The sequence below is a fragment of the Brevundimonas goettingensis genome (genome assembly GCF_017487405.1).
Classification (GTDB): Bacteria; Pseudomonadota; Alphaproteobacteria; order Caulobacterales; family Caulobacteraceae; genus Brevundimonas; species Brevundimonas goettingensis.
Genome location: NZ_CP062222.1, coordinates 3,895,887 through 3,913,025, shown reverse-complemented (window position 1 = coordinate 3,913,025; position 17,139 = coordinate 3,895,887). Strand labels below are relative to the sequence as shown.

Sequence of the window (17,139 nt, the reverse complement as noted above, 5' to 3'; positions counted from 1 at the left end):
CCAAATCCTTGCTTGCAGTGCGGACAAGGACGCCTATTTTGCAACTGCACTTGTTGCTATTGATCACAGGACGCCTTTCCAATGGCCTATGACGCCTCCACCCGCGACGCCGCGCTCGACGATAACGCGCTCGCCCAGCTGTTCACCGAAGCCCGCACGCGCAACGCCTTCAGCGACCGTCCGGTCACGACCGAACAGCTGCACAAGCTCTATGAGCTGACCAAGTTCGGCCCGACCGCCGCCAACAGCACCCCGGTGCGCTTCCTGTTCATCACCTCCCCCGAGGCCAAGGCGCGGCTGGCGCCCTTCATGTCGGAAGCCAACCGTTCCAAGACCCTGTCGGCGCCGGTCAATGTCGTGGTCGCCTTCGACAACGACTTCCACGAACACATGCCCCTGCTGTTCCCGCACAATCCGGGCGCCAAGGACTGGTTCGGCGACAGCGAGGCCCGCAAGGGACCGGGCGTGCTCAACAGCTCGCTGCAGGCCGGTTATTTCATGATCGCCGCCCGGGCGCTCGGCCTCGACGTCGGCCCGATGATCGGCTTCGACGCCGCGGGCGTGAAGGGCGAGTTCCTCGCTGACAGCAGCTGGGTGCCGTCCTTCGTGATCAACCTGGGCTACGGCACCGACGAGAACCTGTTCCCGCGCTCGCCGCGCCTCGACTTCGACACGGCCGCGAAGATCCTCTGAGCACCTCGCATAGCTGACGCTTCAGGGCGGCGGGGCTTCGGCCTCGCCGCCCTTGTCGTTTCAGGCGTCAGTCGTCGTCATCCTCGTCGCCGGCCTCATCCGGAATCGACGGCAGGGCGACCTTGGGGGCCTCGACAATGCTGGCGATGACCGTCCCCGGGAAGGCGGCCATGATGGAGGCGACGAAGGGGTCGGCCTCGACCTCGGCGCGCAGTTCGGCCCGGCCGCGCTTCTCCTGTTCGATCAGGGTCTCGCCGCCGCCCTGACCATTGGCCGCGATCAGCCAGGTGCGGCCGGTCCATTCGCGCAGGCGCGAGGCCAGACGCCGGGCCAGATCGAGCGGCGCGCCCTCTACGCTTTCATAGACGATGGCGCCGGGCTTGAACGACACCGGCTTCACATAGCGCTGAACGTCCAGCTGCAGCCCGATCTCGCGCCTCTGGCCGATCAGGGCGACCGTGGCCTCGAAGGTCTGGGGATCCGGCAGGGCGGGCGGAGCCGCTGGACGAGGAGCGAGCGCAGCCGAGGCGCCGCCTCCCCCGCCGCCACGCGGAGCGCCGCCGCCACCGGCGCCGCCCCCCAGCGGTTCGCCGTTCTGCAGCTTCTTCAGCGCGTCCTCGGGCGCCGGCAGGTCGGCGGCATAGGCCAGACGGACGATGATCATCTCGACCGCATCCGCCGGGCTCGGGGCGCGACGGACCTCCTCCAGGCCCTTCAGCAGCATCTGCCAGGTCCGCGACAGGGTCCCGGCCGAGATGGCGGCGCCCAGGGCCGCGAGCGTCTTGGCCTGATCGGCGGGCAGGCGCGTGGCGTTCGGGCCCAGCATCTTGGCCACCGAGGCGGCGTGGCAATGCTCGAGCAGGTCGTTGGTCACCTGAATCGGGTCGGCGCCGTAGCCATAGAGGGTCCGGAAGGTCTCCAGCGCCTCGGGCGTACGGCCGCCCATGATCTGTTCGAACAGGGCGATCGTCTGGGACCGGTCGGCCAGACCCAGCATGTCGCGCACAATCTCGGTCTTGACCGTCTCGCCGCGCTCGCCCTGAACGAGCGCCTGATCCAGCAGGCTGAGGCCGTCGCGGACCGAGCCCTCGGCGGCGCGGGCGATCAGGGCCAGGGCGTCGTCCTCGACCTTCATCCCTTCCTTGGCCGCGATCCGGCCCAGATGCTCGACCAGCACCTCGGGCTCGACGCGGCGCAGGTCGAAGCGCTGGCAGCGGCTGAGGATGGTCACCGGCACCTTGCGGATCTCGGTGGTGGCGAAGATGAATTTGGCGTGGGGCGGCGGCTCTTCCAGGGTCTTCAGAAGGGCGTTGAAGGCCTGGTTCGACAGCATGTGCACCTCGTCGAGCACATAGACCTTGTAGCGGGCCTCGACCGGGCCGTAGCGGACGCTCTCCAGGATGTCGCGGATGTCGTTGACACCGGTGTGGGACGCCGCGTCCATCTCCATGACGTCCATATGCTGGCCGGCCATGATGGCGGCGTCGTGGACGCCGCCGGCGCTGAGCTCCAGCGAGGGTTTGTCGATGACGTCGGTCTGGTTGTTCAAGGCCCGGGCCAGCAGGCGGGCGGTGGTGGTCTTGCCCACCCCCCGGACGCCGGTCAGCATGAAGGCGTGGGCGATCCGCCCCGTGGCGAAGGCGTTGGTCAGGGTGCGGACCATGGCCTCCTGGCCGATCAGGTCCTCGAAGGTGCGCGGCCGGTATTTGCGGGCCAGAACCGTATAGGCCTCACCCTCGCCTTCGACGGGCGCGGGCGTGGAGACCGGAACGGGCGTAGGCGCAGGCGTCGGCGCAGAAGCGGGCGCCGGCGCAGGCGCAGGCGCGCCGAACATGTCGTCGGTGTTCTCATCCCGCTCGGGCAGGTCCTCTTCCCAAGGGGGACCGGAATCAAGGTCGACATCGCTCATGAGACGAACCTACCGCGAACGCCCCCATGGAGCGACTCAGAACACGCTCGACCATCCGCGCCGCATCGCGCTCAAGCAGCGAGCGCCCGCGGCGCGAGCGTTAGCGCCCCTATTATGAAGTCATGTCCCTCGGCAGCTGGCCGCCGTTGTCCACGATCTTCTGGATGACCTGTTTGTGCAGCCAGATGTTCATGCTGGCGGAATCCGACTTGTCGCCCGTGTAGCCGAGCTCGTCGGCCAGTTCCTTGCGTTCGGCCAGGGAGCTTTCCATGCCCAGCAGCTTCATCAGGTCGACGATCGAGGTGCGCCAGTTCAGCTTTTCGTCGCGCACGCTGTTCTTGAAGTCGAGGATGCCGGCGACGTCGACGGGCTGGGGCTGGGGCGCGGTGGCGGCCGATGCGTCGATCGGCGGGACCGCCGAAGGGGGCGGGGTCGAGGTCGGCGCGGCGACCTGTCCGGGAACCGGCGCGGCCGCGGGCGGCGGCGCTTCCTTCTTGTGGAAGATGCCGCCCAGAATCTTGCCGAGAATGCTCATGGTCCGCTCCTGCCGCCGTGCGTGGGTTGAGCGACAGGAGCGAACGGGAGCGTCGGCGGTTCCCATGTCAGGTCTTGCCCGGAGCGCCGGGCGGAGGTGGTCTTGTCCGGAGCGCCGGGTGGGCTCAGCCCTCGCCCTGGGGGAAGTCGGCGCCCTCGGTGACCTCGGCCCAGGCGTCGAAATCCTTCTTCATCATCTGGATCTTCTGGCGGCCCATGGCGAGGGCGGTCTTGCCCAGAAGCAGGCGCAACGGCGGGGTCTCGGCCTCGACGGCCTGGATGATGGCGGCGACGGCGCGTTTCGGATCGCCCGGCTGGGCGCCGGAATAGCCGCGGATGGCGGCGCGACGGGCGCCGGCGGTCTCGGCATAGTCGTCAATGGTGATGCTGGATTCATTGGCCGAGCGACCGGCCCAGTCGGTGCGGAAGCCCGAGGGCTCGACGATCAGGACCTTGATGCCCAGGGGCGCGACCTCGGCCGACAGGGCTTCGGACAGGCCTTCGACCGCGAACTTGGTGCCGTTGTAGTGGCCGACCGCCGGGAAGCCGCGCAGCCCGCCCATGGAGGAGATGTTGACCACCGTGCCCGAGCGCTGCGCCCGCATGCCCGGCAGGACCAGCTGGGTCATGCGGATCAGGCCCCAGACATTGATCTCGAACATGCGGCGGACCTCGGTCTCTTCCGCCTCCTCGATGGCGGCGAAATAGCCGATGCCGGCATTGTTCACGAGGACGTCGATGCGGCCGAAACGGTCCTGGGCGGCCTTCACCGCCGCCTCGGCCTGGCCGGCGTCGGTGACGTCCAGCTTCAAGGTCAGGACATTATCGCCGCCGGTCGTGGCCAGATCGGTCAGATCATCCGGGTTGCGGGCGGTGGCGACGACCCGATAGCCCCTTTCGATCAGGGCGACGGCCAGTTCGCGGCCGAAGCCGGTCGAACAGCCGGTGATGAACCAGACGGGGGTATCGCTTGTCATGGGAGGTCTCCGGAAGGGAGACGTTCAATTGGGAAGACGCGCCGGGCCGTTCAACTTGGCTGTTAGGCGGAAGGTGGAAAAATCAACGCCGGACCTGGCCGACGGAGCGCCTCAGTAGGCGTTGACGCGCTTCACCAGCATGGGAACGGTGCGCAGGATCAGCATCAGGTCGCTGCGGAAGGACCAGCTGGCGGCGTAGTGGCAGTCGGCGTCGATACGGCGGGCCATGCAGTCCAGATCATGGATCTCGCCGCGCAGGCCCTGGACCTGGGCGAAGCCGGTCAGGCCGGGGCGTACGGCGAAACGGTCGGCATAGCGCGGCAGCAGGGCGCCGTAGTGGGCGTCGTGGGCCAAGGCGTGCGGACGCGGGCCCACCACCGACATGTCGCCGAGCACGATGTTGAACAGCTGCGGCAGTTCGTCGAGGCTGGTCTCGCGCAGGAAGCCGCCGATCCGGGTCACGCGCTTGTCGTTCTTGCTGGCGTGTCTGATGACGTCGCCGTCCTCGGTCACCGTCATGGTGCGGAACTTCATGATCCGGAACACCTTGCCGCCCTGACCGGTGCGACGCTGGCGGAACAGGACCGGCCCCGGCGATTCCAGGGCGACCGCGACGGCGATGGCGATCAGGGCCGGCGCCAGGACGATCAGGGCCGACAGGGCGCAGAAGATGTCGAACAACCGCTTGAGCACCATCGAAAGACGGCGGCGTGCGGTGATGACGGGTGTGACGCCCGGCGCGGAGGGAGCCGGACGGGAGATCGGACGCAGATCGGACGACACAGTGTCGAACATGCCCCTCGCTACCTCTCACGCGCCAAAACCAGTTACCGACATGTTAAGCGGCGCCCAATGGTGCAGTGCAAGACGAATCCCGCGGGCGGCGAAAAGAACGAGGGTATGTTACAATTGGGGCACAGTTCGTCAATGCCAAAGCTACTGAAAAAACACGCGTTTTCAGCCTTGCTATCCCATTTTTGGAATGCGCGCGCGACAGGTTCCGGAGGCCTCGAAAGGTTAACGCCGGGACGGCTTCAGCTTAACCACGCCCTTTACGAATATCTCAATGTCGTGACCGCAGGATGACCTCGTGTTGGGGAGTTCTGTCTGATGCGGGCATCCGCCGAAAAACTGCATATCGGGTTCAAGGCCGCTCCGGCGGTCGTGGCGAAGCGTCGTCCGCGCATCGCCCTGACCTCGCCCCTGATCGCCTTCAGCGCGGCCGTGCTCGGCTCCGTCGCCGTCTGGGTCGGCGTTTTCAAGCTCATCCTGGGCTAAATCCTCGCCTCAGGCGTGGGCGACCCGGGCGCGACTGCGCTAGGGTGCGGCCATGGACCCGATTTCCGAACGCCTGCGTCAGCGCCACCCGCAGAAGATCGATCTGTCGCTGGACCGGATGCGGACCCTGTGCGCGGTCCTCGGCAATCCCCAGCTTCGCCTGCCCCCCGTCGTCCACGTCGCCGGCACCAACGGCAAGGGCTCGACGGTGGCCTTCATCCGCGCCATGGCCGAGGCGGCGGGTCTCCGGGTCCACGCCTACACCTCTCCCCATCTCGTCCGTTTCAATGAGCGCATCCGCCTCGCCGGCAAGCTGATCGAGGACGAACAGCTCAATCCCATCCTCGACCGCATCGAAGCCGTTCGCGGGGTCGAGGCGACGGTGTTCGAAAGCACCACGGCCGCGGCCTTCGTCGCCATGGCCGAGACCCCGGCGGATCTGGCGGTCATCGAGGTCGGGCTGGGCGGGACCCTGGACGCCACCAATGTCATCGAACGCCCGCTGCTGAGCGTGATCACTCCCGTCGATCTGGACCATGCCGAGTTCCTCGGGACCTCAATCGCCGGCATCGCCGCGGAGAAGGCCGGGATCCTCAAGGCCGGGGCGCGCGGCATCGTCGCCCGCCAGTCGGAAGAGGCCATGGCGGTGATCGAGGCCGTCGCCGGATCGTCCGTACGCGGACAGCCCTCTCCCCTGACCGTCATGGGGGTGGATTTCGACGCCTGGGGCGAGCGCGGCGGTATGGTCTATCAGGATCAGGAACGGTTCCTCGACCTGCCGGCCCCGACCCTGGTCGGCGGGCACCAGATCGACAATGCGGGTCTGGCCGTGGCCGCCGCCCTGGAGCTCGACCTGCCCGAGGCCGCCATCGCCGAGGGCCTGAGCACGGCTGCCTGGCCCGCACGGTTGCAGAGGCTCGCTACCGGCCCCTATGGCGAAAAGGCCCGCGCCGCGGGCGCCGAACTCTGGCTGGACGGCGGGCACAATCCCCATGCCGCCAGGGCCCTGGCCGCGGCCATCGCGGTGCGCGAGGCCCGGGCGCCGATGCCGCTGGCCCTGATCGTCGGCATGCTGGCCAACAAGGATTCCGCAGGCTTCTTCGAGGCCTTGAAAGACTCTGGCGCCCACGTCTTCACCGTCGGCTTCGAGGGGGCGGCGGCGGATCCAGAAGCCCTGGCGGCGGTCTCTCGCGGGCACGGGTTGGGTGCACAGGCCGCGCCCTCGGTGGAGGCGGCGCTGGACCGGGCGCTCAGGCTCGGCGCCGGACGGATCGTGATCTGCGGGTCGCTCTATCTGGCCGGCGAGGTGCTGGGCGCCGCCTCCGAGACCTGGCCGAAATAGCAAAACGCCCGGCGGTCGCGGGACCGCCGGGCGTTCGGGTTCAGTGGACCGTTACAGGCCTCAGGCGGCGGTCGAGGCCTTGATGCCGCTCTCGGCCAGCCATTCGACGATCTTGCCCTTGGGCATGGCGCCGACCTTCAGCGAGGACAGCTGGCCGTCGCGGAACAGCATCAGGGTCGGGATGCCCTTCACGCCCAGCTTGGACGGGGTCATCGGGCTGTCGTCGATATTGACCTTGGCGATGGTCACCTGACCGTTCAGCTCGTCGGCGATCTGTTCCAGAGCCGGGCCGATCTGCTTGCAGGGGCCGCACCACTCCGCCCAGAAGTCCACGAGGACCGGGGTGGAGGACTTCAGGACGTCGGCGTCGAAGCTTTCGTCGGTGACTTTTACCGTCGCCATTTTATGGCTCTCTCCTTTTGGGGCGCTATCGCTCGGTCCGCGGGACCTCGCTGCTTGAGCGCCGGTGGATAATGGTCGGTCGTCTTGTGACCGTTGAGGCAGATGTGGGGTGATTCCTCGCCAGTTCAACGGGTGTTTAGCGCGGCCTCCATCATCTCAGCCGGGACCGGCATCAGCTTGGGTCCGTCGGTCCAGACGAGAGCCGCCTCGACCGCACGGTCGGGATAGAGCCGTTTCAGCACCGCCGCATAGACCGCCAGCTGCAGCACATAGGCCGGGTCGGCGCCCGCGATGGCGTCGGGGGCCGGGCGGTTGGACTTGTAGTCGACGACCAGAACCCGTTCGGGCGTGATCACCAGCCGGTCGATCCGGCCCGAAATCGAGACGCCGTTCAGGCCCGGCGCCGAGCCCGTCAGGGCGACCTCGGCGCGCGAGCCCGGCCCGAAGACCGGGGCGAACCGCTCATCATCCAGAACCCCGAAGGCGGCGGCGATCATCTCGGTCCTCTGGGCGTCATCGAGACCGCGCTCGCGCGCCAGCATGCGCACGGCGGCGTCCGGCCGGTCGGCGGAGGGGATTTCCGGCAGCCGCTCCAGCAGCCGGTGGATCAGGTCGCCGCGCCGGAACCGGCCCAGCCCGCCCGTCTCCGCCAGGGGCGAGGGCGCGGGGATGCGCAGGGCCTCGTCCATCTTCGACGGCGCCGCCAGCCGTGCGCCGGGCTCGGGCGCCGGAGCGGTGCGGGCCCAGTCGGGAACCACGGCGGCCACGGCCTGTTCGGTCGCCGTCAACGGGACCGTCTGCGGATCGACGCCATAGCGCAGGACGGCCTCGCCCCCGGGACCGGCGACGTCGCGGACGCTACCCGGCTCCGTCTCACCCAGCCGCTGGACCGTCTCGGCGATCACGCTCCACCAGCTCTTGTCCTCATAGCCGACGTCGGGCCGTTTCAGGGCGCGGCCCATGACGATCAGCCGGTCGCGGGCGCGGGTCAGGGCGACATAGAGCAGGCGCAGGGCCTCGGCGTCGGTGCGGTCGACCCGCGCGTGCCGCGCCCGGGCCGAGGCCTCGCAGTCGTCGCCCGCCCGACCCGGACACATCAGCCAACCCTCGCCGAGCTCGGGGCGGTTCTGGTCGAACAGCGCGGGCATCAGGGTCGGCCCCTGCGGTTTGGAGCGGGAGGTGGTGTCCGGCAGGATGACCACCGGCGCCTCCAGCCCCTTGGCCCCGTGGACGGTCATGACGCGGACCTCGTTCCTCGCCCCCTCCATCTCGCGCTTGACCTCGACGTCGGCGGCCTCGAGCAGGGACAGGCAGGTCTCCAGATCCGTCCCGCCGCGCTGTTCGGCGTTCAGGACCTGGGCCAGGGTCTCGTCGATGGCCTCTTCGGCCTCGCGCCCCAGCCGGGCGAGGATGCGGGCGCGGCCCGACTGGCCTGTGGCGTCGACGCGATTGAGCGCGCCGGAGAAGAAGGCGAAGGGATCACGGTCCCGGTCATCGAGCGCCGCCTGCAGCAGGTCGCGCGCTCGTGTCCACTGCGGATGCTCATGCGCCCGCCGCTTCAGCTCGCTCCACAGGCCGCGCCCTTCCCGCCCCTTCGCGTCAGCCAGCGGATAGAGGCTGTGGGCGTCGCCGAAGTCGGTCACGTCGCACAGGGGGCTACGCAGGATTTCGGCGAGCGACAGATCGTCCTCCGGATATAGGGCGAACCGGCCGAGCGCGATCAGGTCGTCGAAGACGATATGGCTGGACAGCTTCAGGCGGTCGGCGCCCGCCACCGGCACGCCCTCGGTCTTGAGCGCCCGGATGATCTCCTCGAAGGTCGCGTCACGGCGGCGCACGAGGACGAGGAAGTCGCCGTATTTCGCCGGCCTGAGCGTCGCGCCGCGATCGTGGACGGCGACGCCGGTCTCGACCTGACGTTTGACCTCCCGCGCCAGCGCCTGCGCCAACCGCTTGCGGCCGCTGAAGGCGCCTTCCTTGTCGACCGGGGCGTTCCAGGCGGGCCGGTCCTCGGCCGCCGGATCCTCGAACAGGGGCCAGAGGTCGACCGCGCCGCGCTGGCCGACGCGGGCGGCGCTGTGGACGGTGATGTCGCCGGTCTCGCCCGCCAGCGCCCGGGTGCGTTCGGGCCCGACAAACGCGGCGTCGACGAACTTGAGCACATCCTCCGTCGAGCGGAAGGAGGTCTCCAGCGGAACCTGACGGAACTGGCCGCCGGCGTCCCGGATCTGGCGCTCATAGGCCTGGGCCTCGATCAGCAGCCGCTCGGGCCGGGCGCCCTGGAAGGAATAGATGGACTGCTTCTGGTCTCCCACGACGAAGACGCTGCGGGCCGGCGCGGTCTCGGGAACCGACCCGCGTCGCTCGGCGCCGGCGCCGACGAAGAACTCCTCGGTCAGAGCCTTGAAGATGTCCCACTGGTCGGGGGCCGTGTCCTGGGCCTCGTCGATCAGAACGTGTTCGATGCCGCCGTCCAGCTTGAACAGCACCCAGGCGGCGTTGGCCTTCCTGGTCAGCAGCTCGACCGTCTTCACCACCAGATCGGAGAAGTCGAGCGCCCCGCGCCGCCGCTTGGCGATGTCGTAGAGGGCGGCATGAGCCTGGGCCAGGGTCAGGGCCCGGATGGTGTCGTCCGCCACCCGCGCCGCGCGCAGGGCGTCGCGCACAGACAGATATTTGAGCTGCAGATCGACGAGGAACTCGACGGCCCAGGGCGGGGCCTTCTGGGTGCCGAGTTTCTTTCGCGCCTCGCCCTTATCCGTCAGGAAAATGGGAGCCATGGCCGCGACCGACCAAGAACCGGGTTTGGCTGCATCCATCCTGGCGGCAGTCTTTTGATCTTCGGCCGAGCCGGTGGCCATGCCGTCGGCGACCCGCTCCCATTCCGAGCCGTCGATCCAGTCGAGGAAGTCGCCCTCGATGTCGTCCGACGTCCGCTCGGGATCTGCGCCGTTCAGGGCGTGCGGCCCCGGCGCCTCGCCCGCCTCAACCCGGGCGATGTACTCAGTCAGAGGCCCGCGCTCGTTCTCGATCTTGCCGAGCAGGTCGTGGAAGGAGCCCCAGTCCAGTTCGACGGCGAAATGGGCATAGGCCTGACCGATGGGGCCGTCGGGATCGGAGAGGGCCGCCCGCGCAAGATCCTCGCGCGCCTCATGCGACAGGGTGATGGCCGCCTCGTTCTCCAGCACGCGGAAGCCCGGCGAGACCCCGGCCTCGAGCGGGAAGCGCTTGAGCAGCTTTTCGCAGAAGGCGTGGATGGTCTGGATCTTCAGCCCGCCCGGCGTCTCCAGCGCGCGGGCGAACAGACGGCGCGCATCGGACAGTTCGGCATGCGGCAGGGCGGTGGCGTCGCGCCCGTCCAGTTTCGCCAGCTCCCGGCCGAGTTCGCGGTCATCCGCGACGGCCCAGGCGCCCAGCTTCTCGAACAGCCGCGCCTGCATCTCGGCGGCGGCGGCCTTGGTGTAGGTGACGCAAAGGATCTCGCCCGGCTCGACCTGACGCAGCAGCAGCCGCGCCACCCGATCGACCAGGGTGGTGGTCTTGCCCGAACCGGCGTTGGCGGTGACGAAGACCGACAGGTCGGGATCGGCCGCCGTGACCTGATGGGCGCGGGCTTCCTGAAGAAGATCGGTCATTCGGGCGCCTCTTCCTCGCCGCCGACCACATGCCATTCCCAGACCCGGGCCAGATGGTCGTAGTTGCCGCCGAAGGTTCCCATGAACTGGGGCGCCAGCCAGGAGGCGTAGGGCGTCGTCTCATCATCGAAATGGGCGACCCATTCCTTGAGCTTCTCGAACGCTTCTTCGGCCAGGGCGGCGGCCTCGAGCGGCTGGTTCTTCGAGGTCTTGGACGCCTCGACCACCACGCCCGGGACCTTGCGGCCGGTGACCCGGACATAGAGCAGCTCGGTCGCCTCCGTGGGCGGGGCCTCGGCAAAACCCCCGCCCGCAAGGATGGCGGCGGTCAGGGTCAGTTGGGGAGAGTACCCTTGCGCCACCTGTTTCACGCTGGGCGTGCCGCCGGTCTTGAAGTCGATGACGGCGGCGCCGGCGGCATCCAGCTCGATCCGGTCAGCGCGGGCGGTCAGGACGAAGTCGCCGCCGGGGGCCGGGAAACTCACCCGTCCCGACTGTTCGATCAGCAGGGTCGCGCCGCGCGCCCGACGCTCGCGCTCCCAGTTCGCCAGCCACAGGGCGCAGTTGCGGGCCAGCGGCGCCTCGCGGGCCATGGCGTGGTCCTCGAACCCGGCCTCGGTCATGGCGTCGCGGATGAAGCCCTCGATCTGGACGGCGCATTCGGACGGCAGGGCCTCGGGCCAGGTCACGACGATGCGCTCAATGGCGGCATGGATGGCATTGCCGCGCGCCATGGCCTCGGCGTCAGCGCCGGGGCGGTCGAGCTTCTTCAGGCCCAGAATACGCTGGGCATAGACGGCGTAGGGGTCGCGGACCCAGCGCTCAACCCCGGTCACCGGCATCTCGCGCGGACGCCGGTCGACGGGCGGGGTCGGCGTCGGGCGGCGGGCGTAGCGGGCGGGCCCCGGCGGCGGGGCGTCCAGCGCCCGGGCGATGCCGGCGGCGGCGACAGGCCGTTCCAGCACCACGGGCGTCGCCTCGCTGTTCGCCCCGCGCGTCAGCATCTCCAGCCGCCACAGCCAGCGCGACTTGACCGCCGGCTGGCCGCCGCGCCGGTCGACATGGACGAGGATGGCCTCGTCGGCGCAGGCGGCCTGGACGAAGTCCTGCGCCGTCTGGCCCAGACGCCGTTCGGGCGGCGGCAGGCCCAGCGCCTTCCTCATCGGGCGCGACAGGAAGGGATCGGTCGGCGCCGGGCCCGGCCAGACGCCCTCCTCCAGACCCGCGAGGATCATCCGGTCGGCCCGGACCAGACGCGCCTCGATGGCCCCGAGAATGCGTAAGGAAGGATGGGTCGCCCCGCCGGTCCGCACCGTGGCGTCAGCCAGCAGCGACTGGATCAGTTCGGCCAGTTCGGCAGGCTTGACCGCGCCCAGGGCCGCACCGCCCTCGATCAGACCCGACAGGACGCTGGCCGCGCTCTCCCCGTCCGGGCCGGCCCAGGCGTTCTGGCCGGCCAGGGCCTCAACCAGCCGCGTCAGGGCCACGGCGGCGGCCTCCAGCGAGGCGGCGGGGGTAAAGACGGCGACGGCCTCCGCCGACAGGGCTTCCAGCCGGTCACTGAGTTCGCGGGCCTGACCCAGCCGTTTCAGCCGGTGCTCCGACGGCGGGCTCTGGCCCTCGCGCGGTTCGGCCGCCCGTTTCAGGTTGCGGTGGAGGTCCGTCCAGCGGCGGCCGCGCGGGCCGCGCAGGGCGTATTTCTCGAAGGCGCGGACGGCGGCCCCCGCCTCCTCCATCTCGATCCGCACCAGCGGATGTTTGAGCAGGGCGAGGATCGTCTGGGGCTTGAGCGGATCGGCGATCCAGCGCGCGGTGAGGTCGATCAGCACGCCGGCGTTCATGCGCGAAAGGGGCGCGCCGGACGAGGAGTCGGGCACGATCCCCCACCGCTCCAGGCGCGCAGCGACACGGCGTCCGAGGTCGAGGTCGGGGGTGACGAGGGCGCAGGTCTTGCCGGGCGTTTCCAGCGTCTCGCGCATCATCAGAGCGAGGGTCGCGGCCGCGTCCTCCTCGGCGCGCAGGGTCATGACGCCGAGGTTTTCAAGTCCGAGGGCGATCGGATCGGCGCCCTGCACCGGCGCCGCCGCCTCGCGGATGCGACGGATCTCGTCGCGCCAGTCGCTGGTCGCGCGGGCGGGACGCAGGGCCTCGTTGATCAGTCGCGCCCGGGCCAGACCTCGCGCCTGAACGACGGGGGACGTCGCCGGCTGGAACCAGGGCCGCACCGACTCGCGCTCGACCTTCGCGAAATCGAGCAGCCGCCACAGGGCGTTCTGCGGATGCTGTTCCTCCTCGCCCAGCGTCGCCCAGACGGCGGGGTCGAGATTCATGTCGAGGCCCGGGATGACCACACAGCCCTGCGGCGCCTTGGCGACGGCCTTCAGCACTGCGGCGGCGGCCGGGGCCGAGCCGGTCGAACCGGCGGCGATGACAGGACCGGTCGGCGGGGCTTCATCCCAGCGCTGTGCCAGGAGGCGCAGCAGCTTCGCCCGCCGCTCGGCCGGGTCCATCATGCCGAGACCCGCCAGCCGGTCGGGCCAGGCCTGAACCGCCAGCCCCAGGAATTTCGCCGACACCTGCCAGTGCTCGGCCAGATCGACCTGAACCAGAGATCCGACCTTCGACAGGTCGTGGATTTCCTCGATCTGGCAGGACTCGAGGAAGCCGGCGAAGGCGTCGGCCAGTTCCAGCGCGCGCAGCGGCGTCAGGGCGTCCTCGAACTCGTCCTTGAGGTCCTCGGCGATCATCCGCGCCATCTCGAACCGGCGCGTCAGGGGGGCGATGGCGGGCGGCAGGTCGAGACCGATCTCGCCGGGCGCGAAGGGCGGTTCGTCCTCCTCCAGATCGCCGAGCGGCCGCACCTGCGGCAGCAGAATGGGTTTGTCCCCGCTCAGCCGCGACAGGGCCGCGCCGAAGGCCCGGGCCGCGCGCCGGTTGGGCAGGAGGATGACGGCGTCGCTCAGAGTCTCGGGCGGGGCGTCGCCCAGCCAGTCCAGCACCCCCGCCGCCAGATCCTCAAGGAAAGGCCGGTGGGCCGGAATGGTCAGCCAGCGCGGACCCGCGCCCGCGAACGGATCGAACGGGCCCGTCATCGGCCTCGGGCGAGGCGCGCCTCGGCGACGTCGCGGGCCTCGGGATCGCCGACGTGCATCCAGTCGCCTTCCATGACGAGGCCGTACAGTCGCCCTTCCGCCTCCCAGCCGCCCCACAGGCCGCCGCCGGCCGGGAACAGGCCGAACTCGGTCTCCGGATACGCAAAGATCGGGCGCGGATCGACGATGTGGACGCCCATATAGTTGAGCGGGGCGCTGGCGGCTTTCGCCGTGCGCCGCGCGGTCAGTCTGCCGTCGTCCGCCTGCATGAAGTCCCCGGCGCCGTCGAAGCCGGTCGTGCGCCCCATATGGGCCAACAGCAGGCGACAACTCATCCGCTCGGGATCAAAGCCGGCGCAAAGGTCGTCGATCGCCCTGGCCGGTGGTTCCTGATCCTCGATCCAGACGCTGTCGATATTGGCGACGAGGATCGGCGCCTCGCCCAGATGGGTCGCTGCGGCCTTGATCCCGCCGCCGGTCTCCAGCGGCAGGGCGTGCTGGCGCTCGTCGGAGATGACGATCTCCAGCGGGCCCGAATACCCACCCAGATGGGCGATCAGCCGGTCGGCGAAGGCGTGGGCGTTGACCACGGCCCGCTCGACGCCCGCCTCGGCGAGCCGTGCGAGCGTATGGTCGATCAGGGCCTTGCCGCCGACCTCGACCAGCGCCTTGGGCCGGTCGTCGGTCAGAGGCCGCATCCGGGTGCCGAGCCCGGCGGCGAGCACCATGGCGGTCTTCGGCACGGAGGTCATTTGCGGCTCTCCGCCGGGACGTACTTGTCGAACCAGGCGGCGACCGTCTCCAGCCCCGGCTGCTTCAGATTGGTGTTCAGATGGGCCCACATGCGCGGCATGAAGGCGGCGTATTTCGGCTTGTGATCGCGCACGACCAGCCGCGCGAAGATGCCCAGAATCCGCGCCTCGTTCAGGGCCGCGAGACCGGCATAGGATTTCATGAACTCGGCCCGGTCCAGCTCCGGACGCAGGGCGAAATAGCGGTCGAGCGCCAGGGCCTCGAGCGCCGGCGAGACGTCGCGCCGCGCGTCCTGAAGCAGGGAGTGCAGGTCCCACGAGGGGTGGGCGCGCACCGCATCCTGGAAGTCGATCATCCCGACGCGGGCGGCTCCCTCGCGCTCCGGCAGCCAGATCAGGTTCTCGGCGTGATAGTCGCGGTGGGCCATGACCACGGCGCCCGCCTCGCCGGCGGCGGTGATCGGGGCCCAGGCCTCGGCCCATTCGGCGATGGCCGCCGCGTCGAACGACAGAGCCGGATCGAGCTTCGGCAGCCATTCGACGAACAGATCGGCCCCGCCCTGAAGGGCCGTGGCGTCATAGGTCAGAAGCGGCCAGTCGCCGCCGGCGCCCGACAGGACTTCCGGCGGATTGCCCGCCTGATGCAGCCGGACCAGAGCCTCGATGGCGGCCAGATACAGCGGTGTCTCGTCCTCGCCGGCCTCGATGACCCGGGCGAACAGGGCGTCGCCGAAATCCTCGAGCACCGCCAGCCCCTCGGGCGCATCGAGCGCCGGCATGGCGGGCGCCGACAGGCCCAGACCGCGCAGGTGATCGGCCACCGCCGCGAAGGCCTCGACCCGGCCGGCCGACAGGCGGGCGACGGCGTTCCAGCCCTTCGCCTTGCGCTCCTCGGGCGTCCACGCCGGATCGCACGGCGGGCTCTCGGCCGCCGCCACCTGATCCATCAGCATCAGGGAAGTCCCGTCCGTCGCGGTCAGCCGCTCATAGCGCCGCGTCGAGGCGTCGCCCGGCAGGGGCGCGCGCGCGGCGTCCTGAAGACCGGCGGCCTTGAGGAAGTCGAGACGCTGGGATTCACGGTCAGGCGAAGACATGGTCGATTCTCGTTTCCCACGATCCTGCGGCAAGAACGGTCGCAACACGACCTGCGGTTTCGGGATCGTCGCCCTCTTCAGAGAGGGTGATGCACAGGCGGTTGTCGCCGATCAGCCAGCTGACGTCCTCGCCGAGCCGTTCGGGCCATTCGATAACGGCGACGCCGTCGTCCAGCGCCTCGTCCAGACCGATCTCGAAGGCCTCGTCGGCGCGGCTCAGACGATAGAGGTCGAAATGGGCCACCGGCGGGGTGGTCTCGTAGAACTGGACCAGGGTGAAGGTCGGGGACGGCACATCCTCATGCGGTCCGGCCAGGGCGCGGATCAGGCCACGCGCCAGGGTCGACTTGCCCATACCCAGCGGCCCGTACAGCAGGACGGCGTCGCCCGGCTGCAGCAAAGGGGCGATGCGGGCGCCGAGCGCCGTCGTGGCCTCGGCGTCGGCGAGGGTGGTCGTATGGGAAGCGCTCACGCGAACTCCGCGTCCGGCTGGCTGGGCAGGACCCGTTCGGTGAAGGCCTTCAGGGCGTAGGTCGCCTTCGTCGCATCGATATCGAGCCGGGTCGGCGGGATCGGCAGGCCGACCTTCAGCTGGAAGGCTTTCTTTCGCTTGTTGAGCAGCTCGTGGAACAGGGTGATGTCGCGCAGCTCCTGCGAGACCTTGTCGAACAGATGGAACAGGGTCGAGGTCGGGCCCGCGACGTGGATCGGGATCACCGGCGCATTGTATTTGCGCGCCATCGAAGCCGCCGTCGGAGCCCATTCCGGATCGGTCACCGACCCGTCCTTGCCGACCCGGGCCAGGCGTCCGGCCGGGAACATGACGACACAGCGCTCGCCTTCGAAGGCCTGTCTGGCGGCGTCCAGGGTGGCGCGGGTCTTTTCGCGCGTGCGCTTCTCGACCACCCATTCGACCGGGATGACGATCTCGCCCAAACGCGGAGAGACCCGCAGCGCATCGGCGTTGGCGAAGAAGATGGCGTCGGACCGGCGTTGCTTGATGGCGTCATAGACGGCGACCCCGTCGGCGATGCCGGTCGGGTGGTTGCAGACGATGACGCAGCGCCCGGTCGCCGGGATCCGCTCCAGATTGAGGGTCGAGACCTTCAGATTCAGCAGGTCGGACATATAGTCGAAGGCGGCCTGGCCTGAGAGCCCCTTGACCCCCTCGGCCATCCGTCGCGCCGCCTTGTAGTTCAGGAGCTTGTAGAGCGCGGGCCGGACCAGAGGCCAGGGCCAGGACCGCGTCAGACGCGGCGCGCGCTCGGCGATCAGGACATCGCAGATATGCGGATCGGTGTGGGCGGGAACGGAGGAATCCATGCGCGCCGGTTGTCGCCGGATCGGGGCGCGGGAGCAAGCGCGGCGACGCGCGCCGTTCCACCGTAACAGCAACTTTCGCCAACCGGGCGACGGTGCTACGCCTGCCGC

General features: G+C 69.5%; 14 protein-coding genes. 3 read left to right on the top strand and 11 right to left on the bottom strand.

All coding sequences use genetic code 11. The annotated features are described in order from the left end of the window. The first annotated feature begins 81 nt into the window (after positions 1-81). Complete coding sequence (locus IFJ75_RS19235) at positions 82-693, top strand: malonic semialdehyde reductase (RefSeq protein ID WP_207870467.1); 612 nt, start codon at positions 82-84, stop codon at positions 691-693. Between the two features lie 67 nt (positions 694-760). Here the strand turns inward: IFJ75_RS19235 and IFJ75_RS19230 are convergent, their stop codons facing one another. From IFJ75_RS19230 to IFJ75_RS19215, 4 genes are all read right to left on the bottom strand, one after another. Continuing rightward, positions 761-2,602 (bottom strand): DNA polymerase III subunit gamma/tau, encoded by a 1,842-nt coding sequence (locus IFJ75_RS19230; RefSeq protein ID WP_207870465.1) that lies wholly within the window; start codon positions 2,600-2,602, stop codon positions 761-763. Positions 2,603-2,714: 112 nt separating this feature from the next. Continuing rightward, on the bottom strand, positions 2,715-3,137 hold the full coding sequence (locus IFJ75_RS19225; RefSeq protein WP_207870463.1) for a DUF3597 domain-containing protein: 423 nt from the start codon (positions 3,135-3,137) through the stop codon (positions 2,715-2,717). Positions 3,138-3,261: 124 nt separating this feature from the next. Continuing rightward, positions 3,262-4,113 (bottom strand): oxidoreductase, encoded by an 852-nt coding sequence (locus tag IFJ75_RS19220; protein WP_207870461.1) that lies wholly within the window; start codon positions 4,111-4,113, stop codon positions 3,262-3,264. Positions 4,114-4,224: 111 nt separating this feature from the next. Beyond that, on the bottom strand, positions 4,225-4,908 hold the full coding sequence (locus IFJ75_RS19215; RefSeq protein ID WP_207870459.1) for a sugar transferase: 684 nt from the start codon (positions 4,906-4,908) through the stop codon (positions 4,225-4,227). Positions 4,909-5,223: 315 nt separating this feature from the next. Here IFJ75_RS19215 and IFJ75_RS19210 point away from each other — a divergent pair, with 315 nt between their 5' ends. Together IFJ75_RS19210 and IFJ75_RS19205 are read left to right on the top strand one after the other, a co-directional pair. Continuing rightward, positions 5,224-5,391: a hypothetical protein gene (locus tag IFJ75_RS19210; RefSeq protein ID WP_207870457.1), complete on the top strand. Its 168-nt coding sequence runs from the start codon at positions 5,224-5,226 to the stop codon at positions 5,389-5,391. Between the two features lie 52 nt (positions 5,392-5,443). Continuing rightward, complete coding sequence (locus tag IFJ75_RS19205; protein WP_207870455.1) at positions 5,444-6,733, top strand: bifunctional folylpolyglutamate synthase/dihydrofolate synthase; 1,290 nt, start codon at positions 5,444-5,446, stop codon at positions 6,731-6,733. A gap of 60 nt (positions 6,734-6,793) precedes the next feature. Here IFJ75_RS19205 and trxA read toward each other — a convergent pair whose 3' ends face one another. The 7 genes from trxA to IFJ75_RS19170 form a co-directional block, all read right to left on the bottom strand. Then, positions 6,794-7,135 carry a thioredoxin gene (trxA, locus tag IFJ75_RS19200; RefSeq protein ID WP_207870453.1) on the bottom strand — a complete coding sequence of 114 codons (342 nt, stop codon included), beginning with the start codon at positions 7,133-7,135 and terminating at the stop codon, positions 6,794-6,796. A gap of 125 nt (positions 7,136-7,260) precedes the next feature. Continuing rightward, positions 7,261-10,770, bottom strand: coding sequence for a double-strand break repair helicase AddA (gene addA / locus IFJ75_RS19195; RefSeq protein WP_207870451.1), 3,510 nt, complete (start codon positions 10,768-10,770; stop codon positions 7,261-7,263). After that, the gene (gene addB / locus IFJ75_RS19190) at positions 10,767-13,862 is read right to left on the bottom strand and encodes a double-strand break repair protein AddB (RefSeq protein ID WP_207870449.1); all 3,096 of its coding nucleotides are present in this window, start codon (positions 13,860-13,862) and stop codon (positions 10,767-10,769) included. Before addB ends, addA begins: the two co-directional genes overlap by 4 nt. Then, entirely contained in the window at positions 13,859-14,614 is a 756-nt protein-coding gene (locus tag IFJ75_RS19185; RefSeq protein ID WP_225896911.1) for a nucleotidyltransferase family protein, read from the bottom strand. The genes addB and IFJ75_RS19185 overlap by 4 nt, the downstream gene beginning before the upstream one ends. After that, positions 14,611-15,708 carry an N-acetylmuramate/N-acetylglucosamine kinase AmgK gene (gene amgK, locus IFJ75_RS19180; protein WP_207870447.1) on the bottom strand — a complete coding sequence of 366 codons (1,098 nt, stop codon included), beginning with the start codon at positions 15,706-15,708 and terminating at the stop codon, positions 14,611-14,613. The genes IFJ75_RS19185 and amgK overlap by 4 nt, the downstream gene beginning before the upstream one ends. Next, positions 15,695-16,180 (bottom strand): tRNA (adenosine(37)-N6)-threonylcarbamoyltransferase complex ATPase subunit type 1 TsaE, encoded by a 486-nt coding sequence (gene tsaE / locus IFJ75_RS19175; protein WP_207870445.1) that lies wholly within the window; start codon positions 16,178-16,180, stop codon positions 15,695-15,697. Before tsaE ends, amgK begins: the two co-directional genes overlap by 14 nt. Further along, positions 16,177-17,031, bottom strand: coding sequence for a GNAT family N-acetyltransferase (locus IFJ75_RS19170; RefSeq protein WP_207870442.1), 855 nt, complete (start codon positions 17,029-17,031; stop codon positions 16,177-16,179). Before IFJ75_RS19170 ends, tsaE begins: the two co-directional genes overlap by 4 nt. Positions 17,032-17,139 lie beyond the last annotated feature (108 nt).

Coding starts and splice junctions, on each gene's coding strand:
- IFJ75_RS19185 (WP_225896911.1), bottom strand. CDS start 14,614: ATGACCTCCGTGCCGAAGACCGCCATGGTGCTCGCCGCCGGGCTCGGC.
- addB (WP_207870449.1), bottom strand. CDS start 13,862: ATGACGGGCCCGTTCGATCCGTTCGCGGGCGCGGGTCCGCGCTGGCTG.
- IFJ75_RS19220 (WP_207870461.1), bottom strand. CDS start 4,113: ATGACAAGCGATACCCCCGTCTGGTTCATCACCGGCTGTTCGACCGGC.
- addA (WP_207870451.1), bottom strand. CDS start 10,770: ATGACCGATCTTCTTCAGGAAGCCCGCGCCCATCAGGTCACGGCGGCC.
- IFJ75_RS19210 (WP_207870457.1), top strand. CDS start 5,224: ATGCGGGCATCCGCCGAAAAACTGCATATCGGGTTCAAGGCCGCTCCG.
- IFJ75_RS19205 (WP_207870455.1), top strand. CDS start 5,444: ATGGACCCGATTTCCGAACGCCTGCGTCAGCGCCACCCGCAGAAGATC.
- IFJ75_RS19170 (WP_207870442.1), bottom strand. CDS start 17,031: ATGGATTCCTCCGTTCCCGCCCACACCGATCCGCATATCTGCGATGTC.
- amgK (WP_207870447.1), bottom strand. CDS start 15,708: ATGTCTTCGCCTGACCGTGAATCCCAGCGTCTCGACTTCCTCAAGGCC.
- IFJ75_RS19215 (WP_207870459.1), bottom strand. CDS start 4,908: ATGTTCGACACTGTGTCGTCCGATCTGCGTCCGATCTCCCGTCCGGCT.
- IFJ75_RS19225 (WP_207870463.1), bottom strand. CDS start 3,137: ATGAGCATTCTCGGCAAGATTCTGGGCGGCATCTTCCACAAGAAGGAA.
- IFJ75_RS19235 (WP_207870467.1), top strand. CDS start 82: ATGGCCTATGACGCCTCCACCCGCGACGCCGCGCTCGACGATAACGCG.
- IFJ75_RS19230 (WP_207870465.1), bottom strand. CDS start 2,602: ATGAGCGATGTCGACCTTGATTCCGGTCCCCCTTGGGAAGAGGACCTG.
- trxA (WP_207870453.1), bottom strand. CDS start 7,135: ATGGCGACGGTAAAAGTCACCGACGAAAGCTTCGACGCCGACGTCCTG.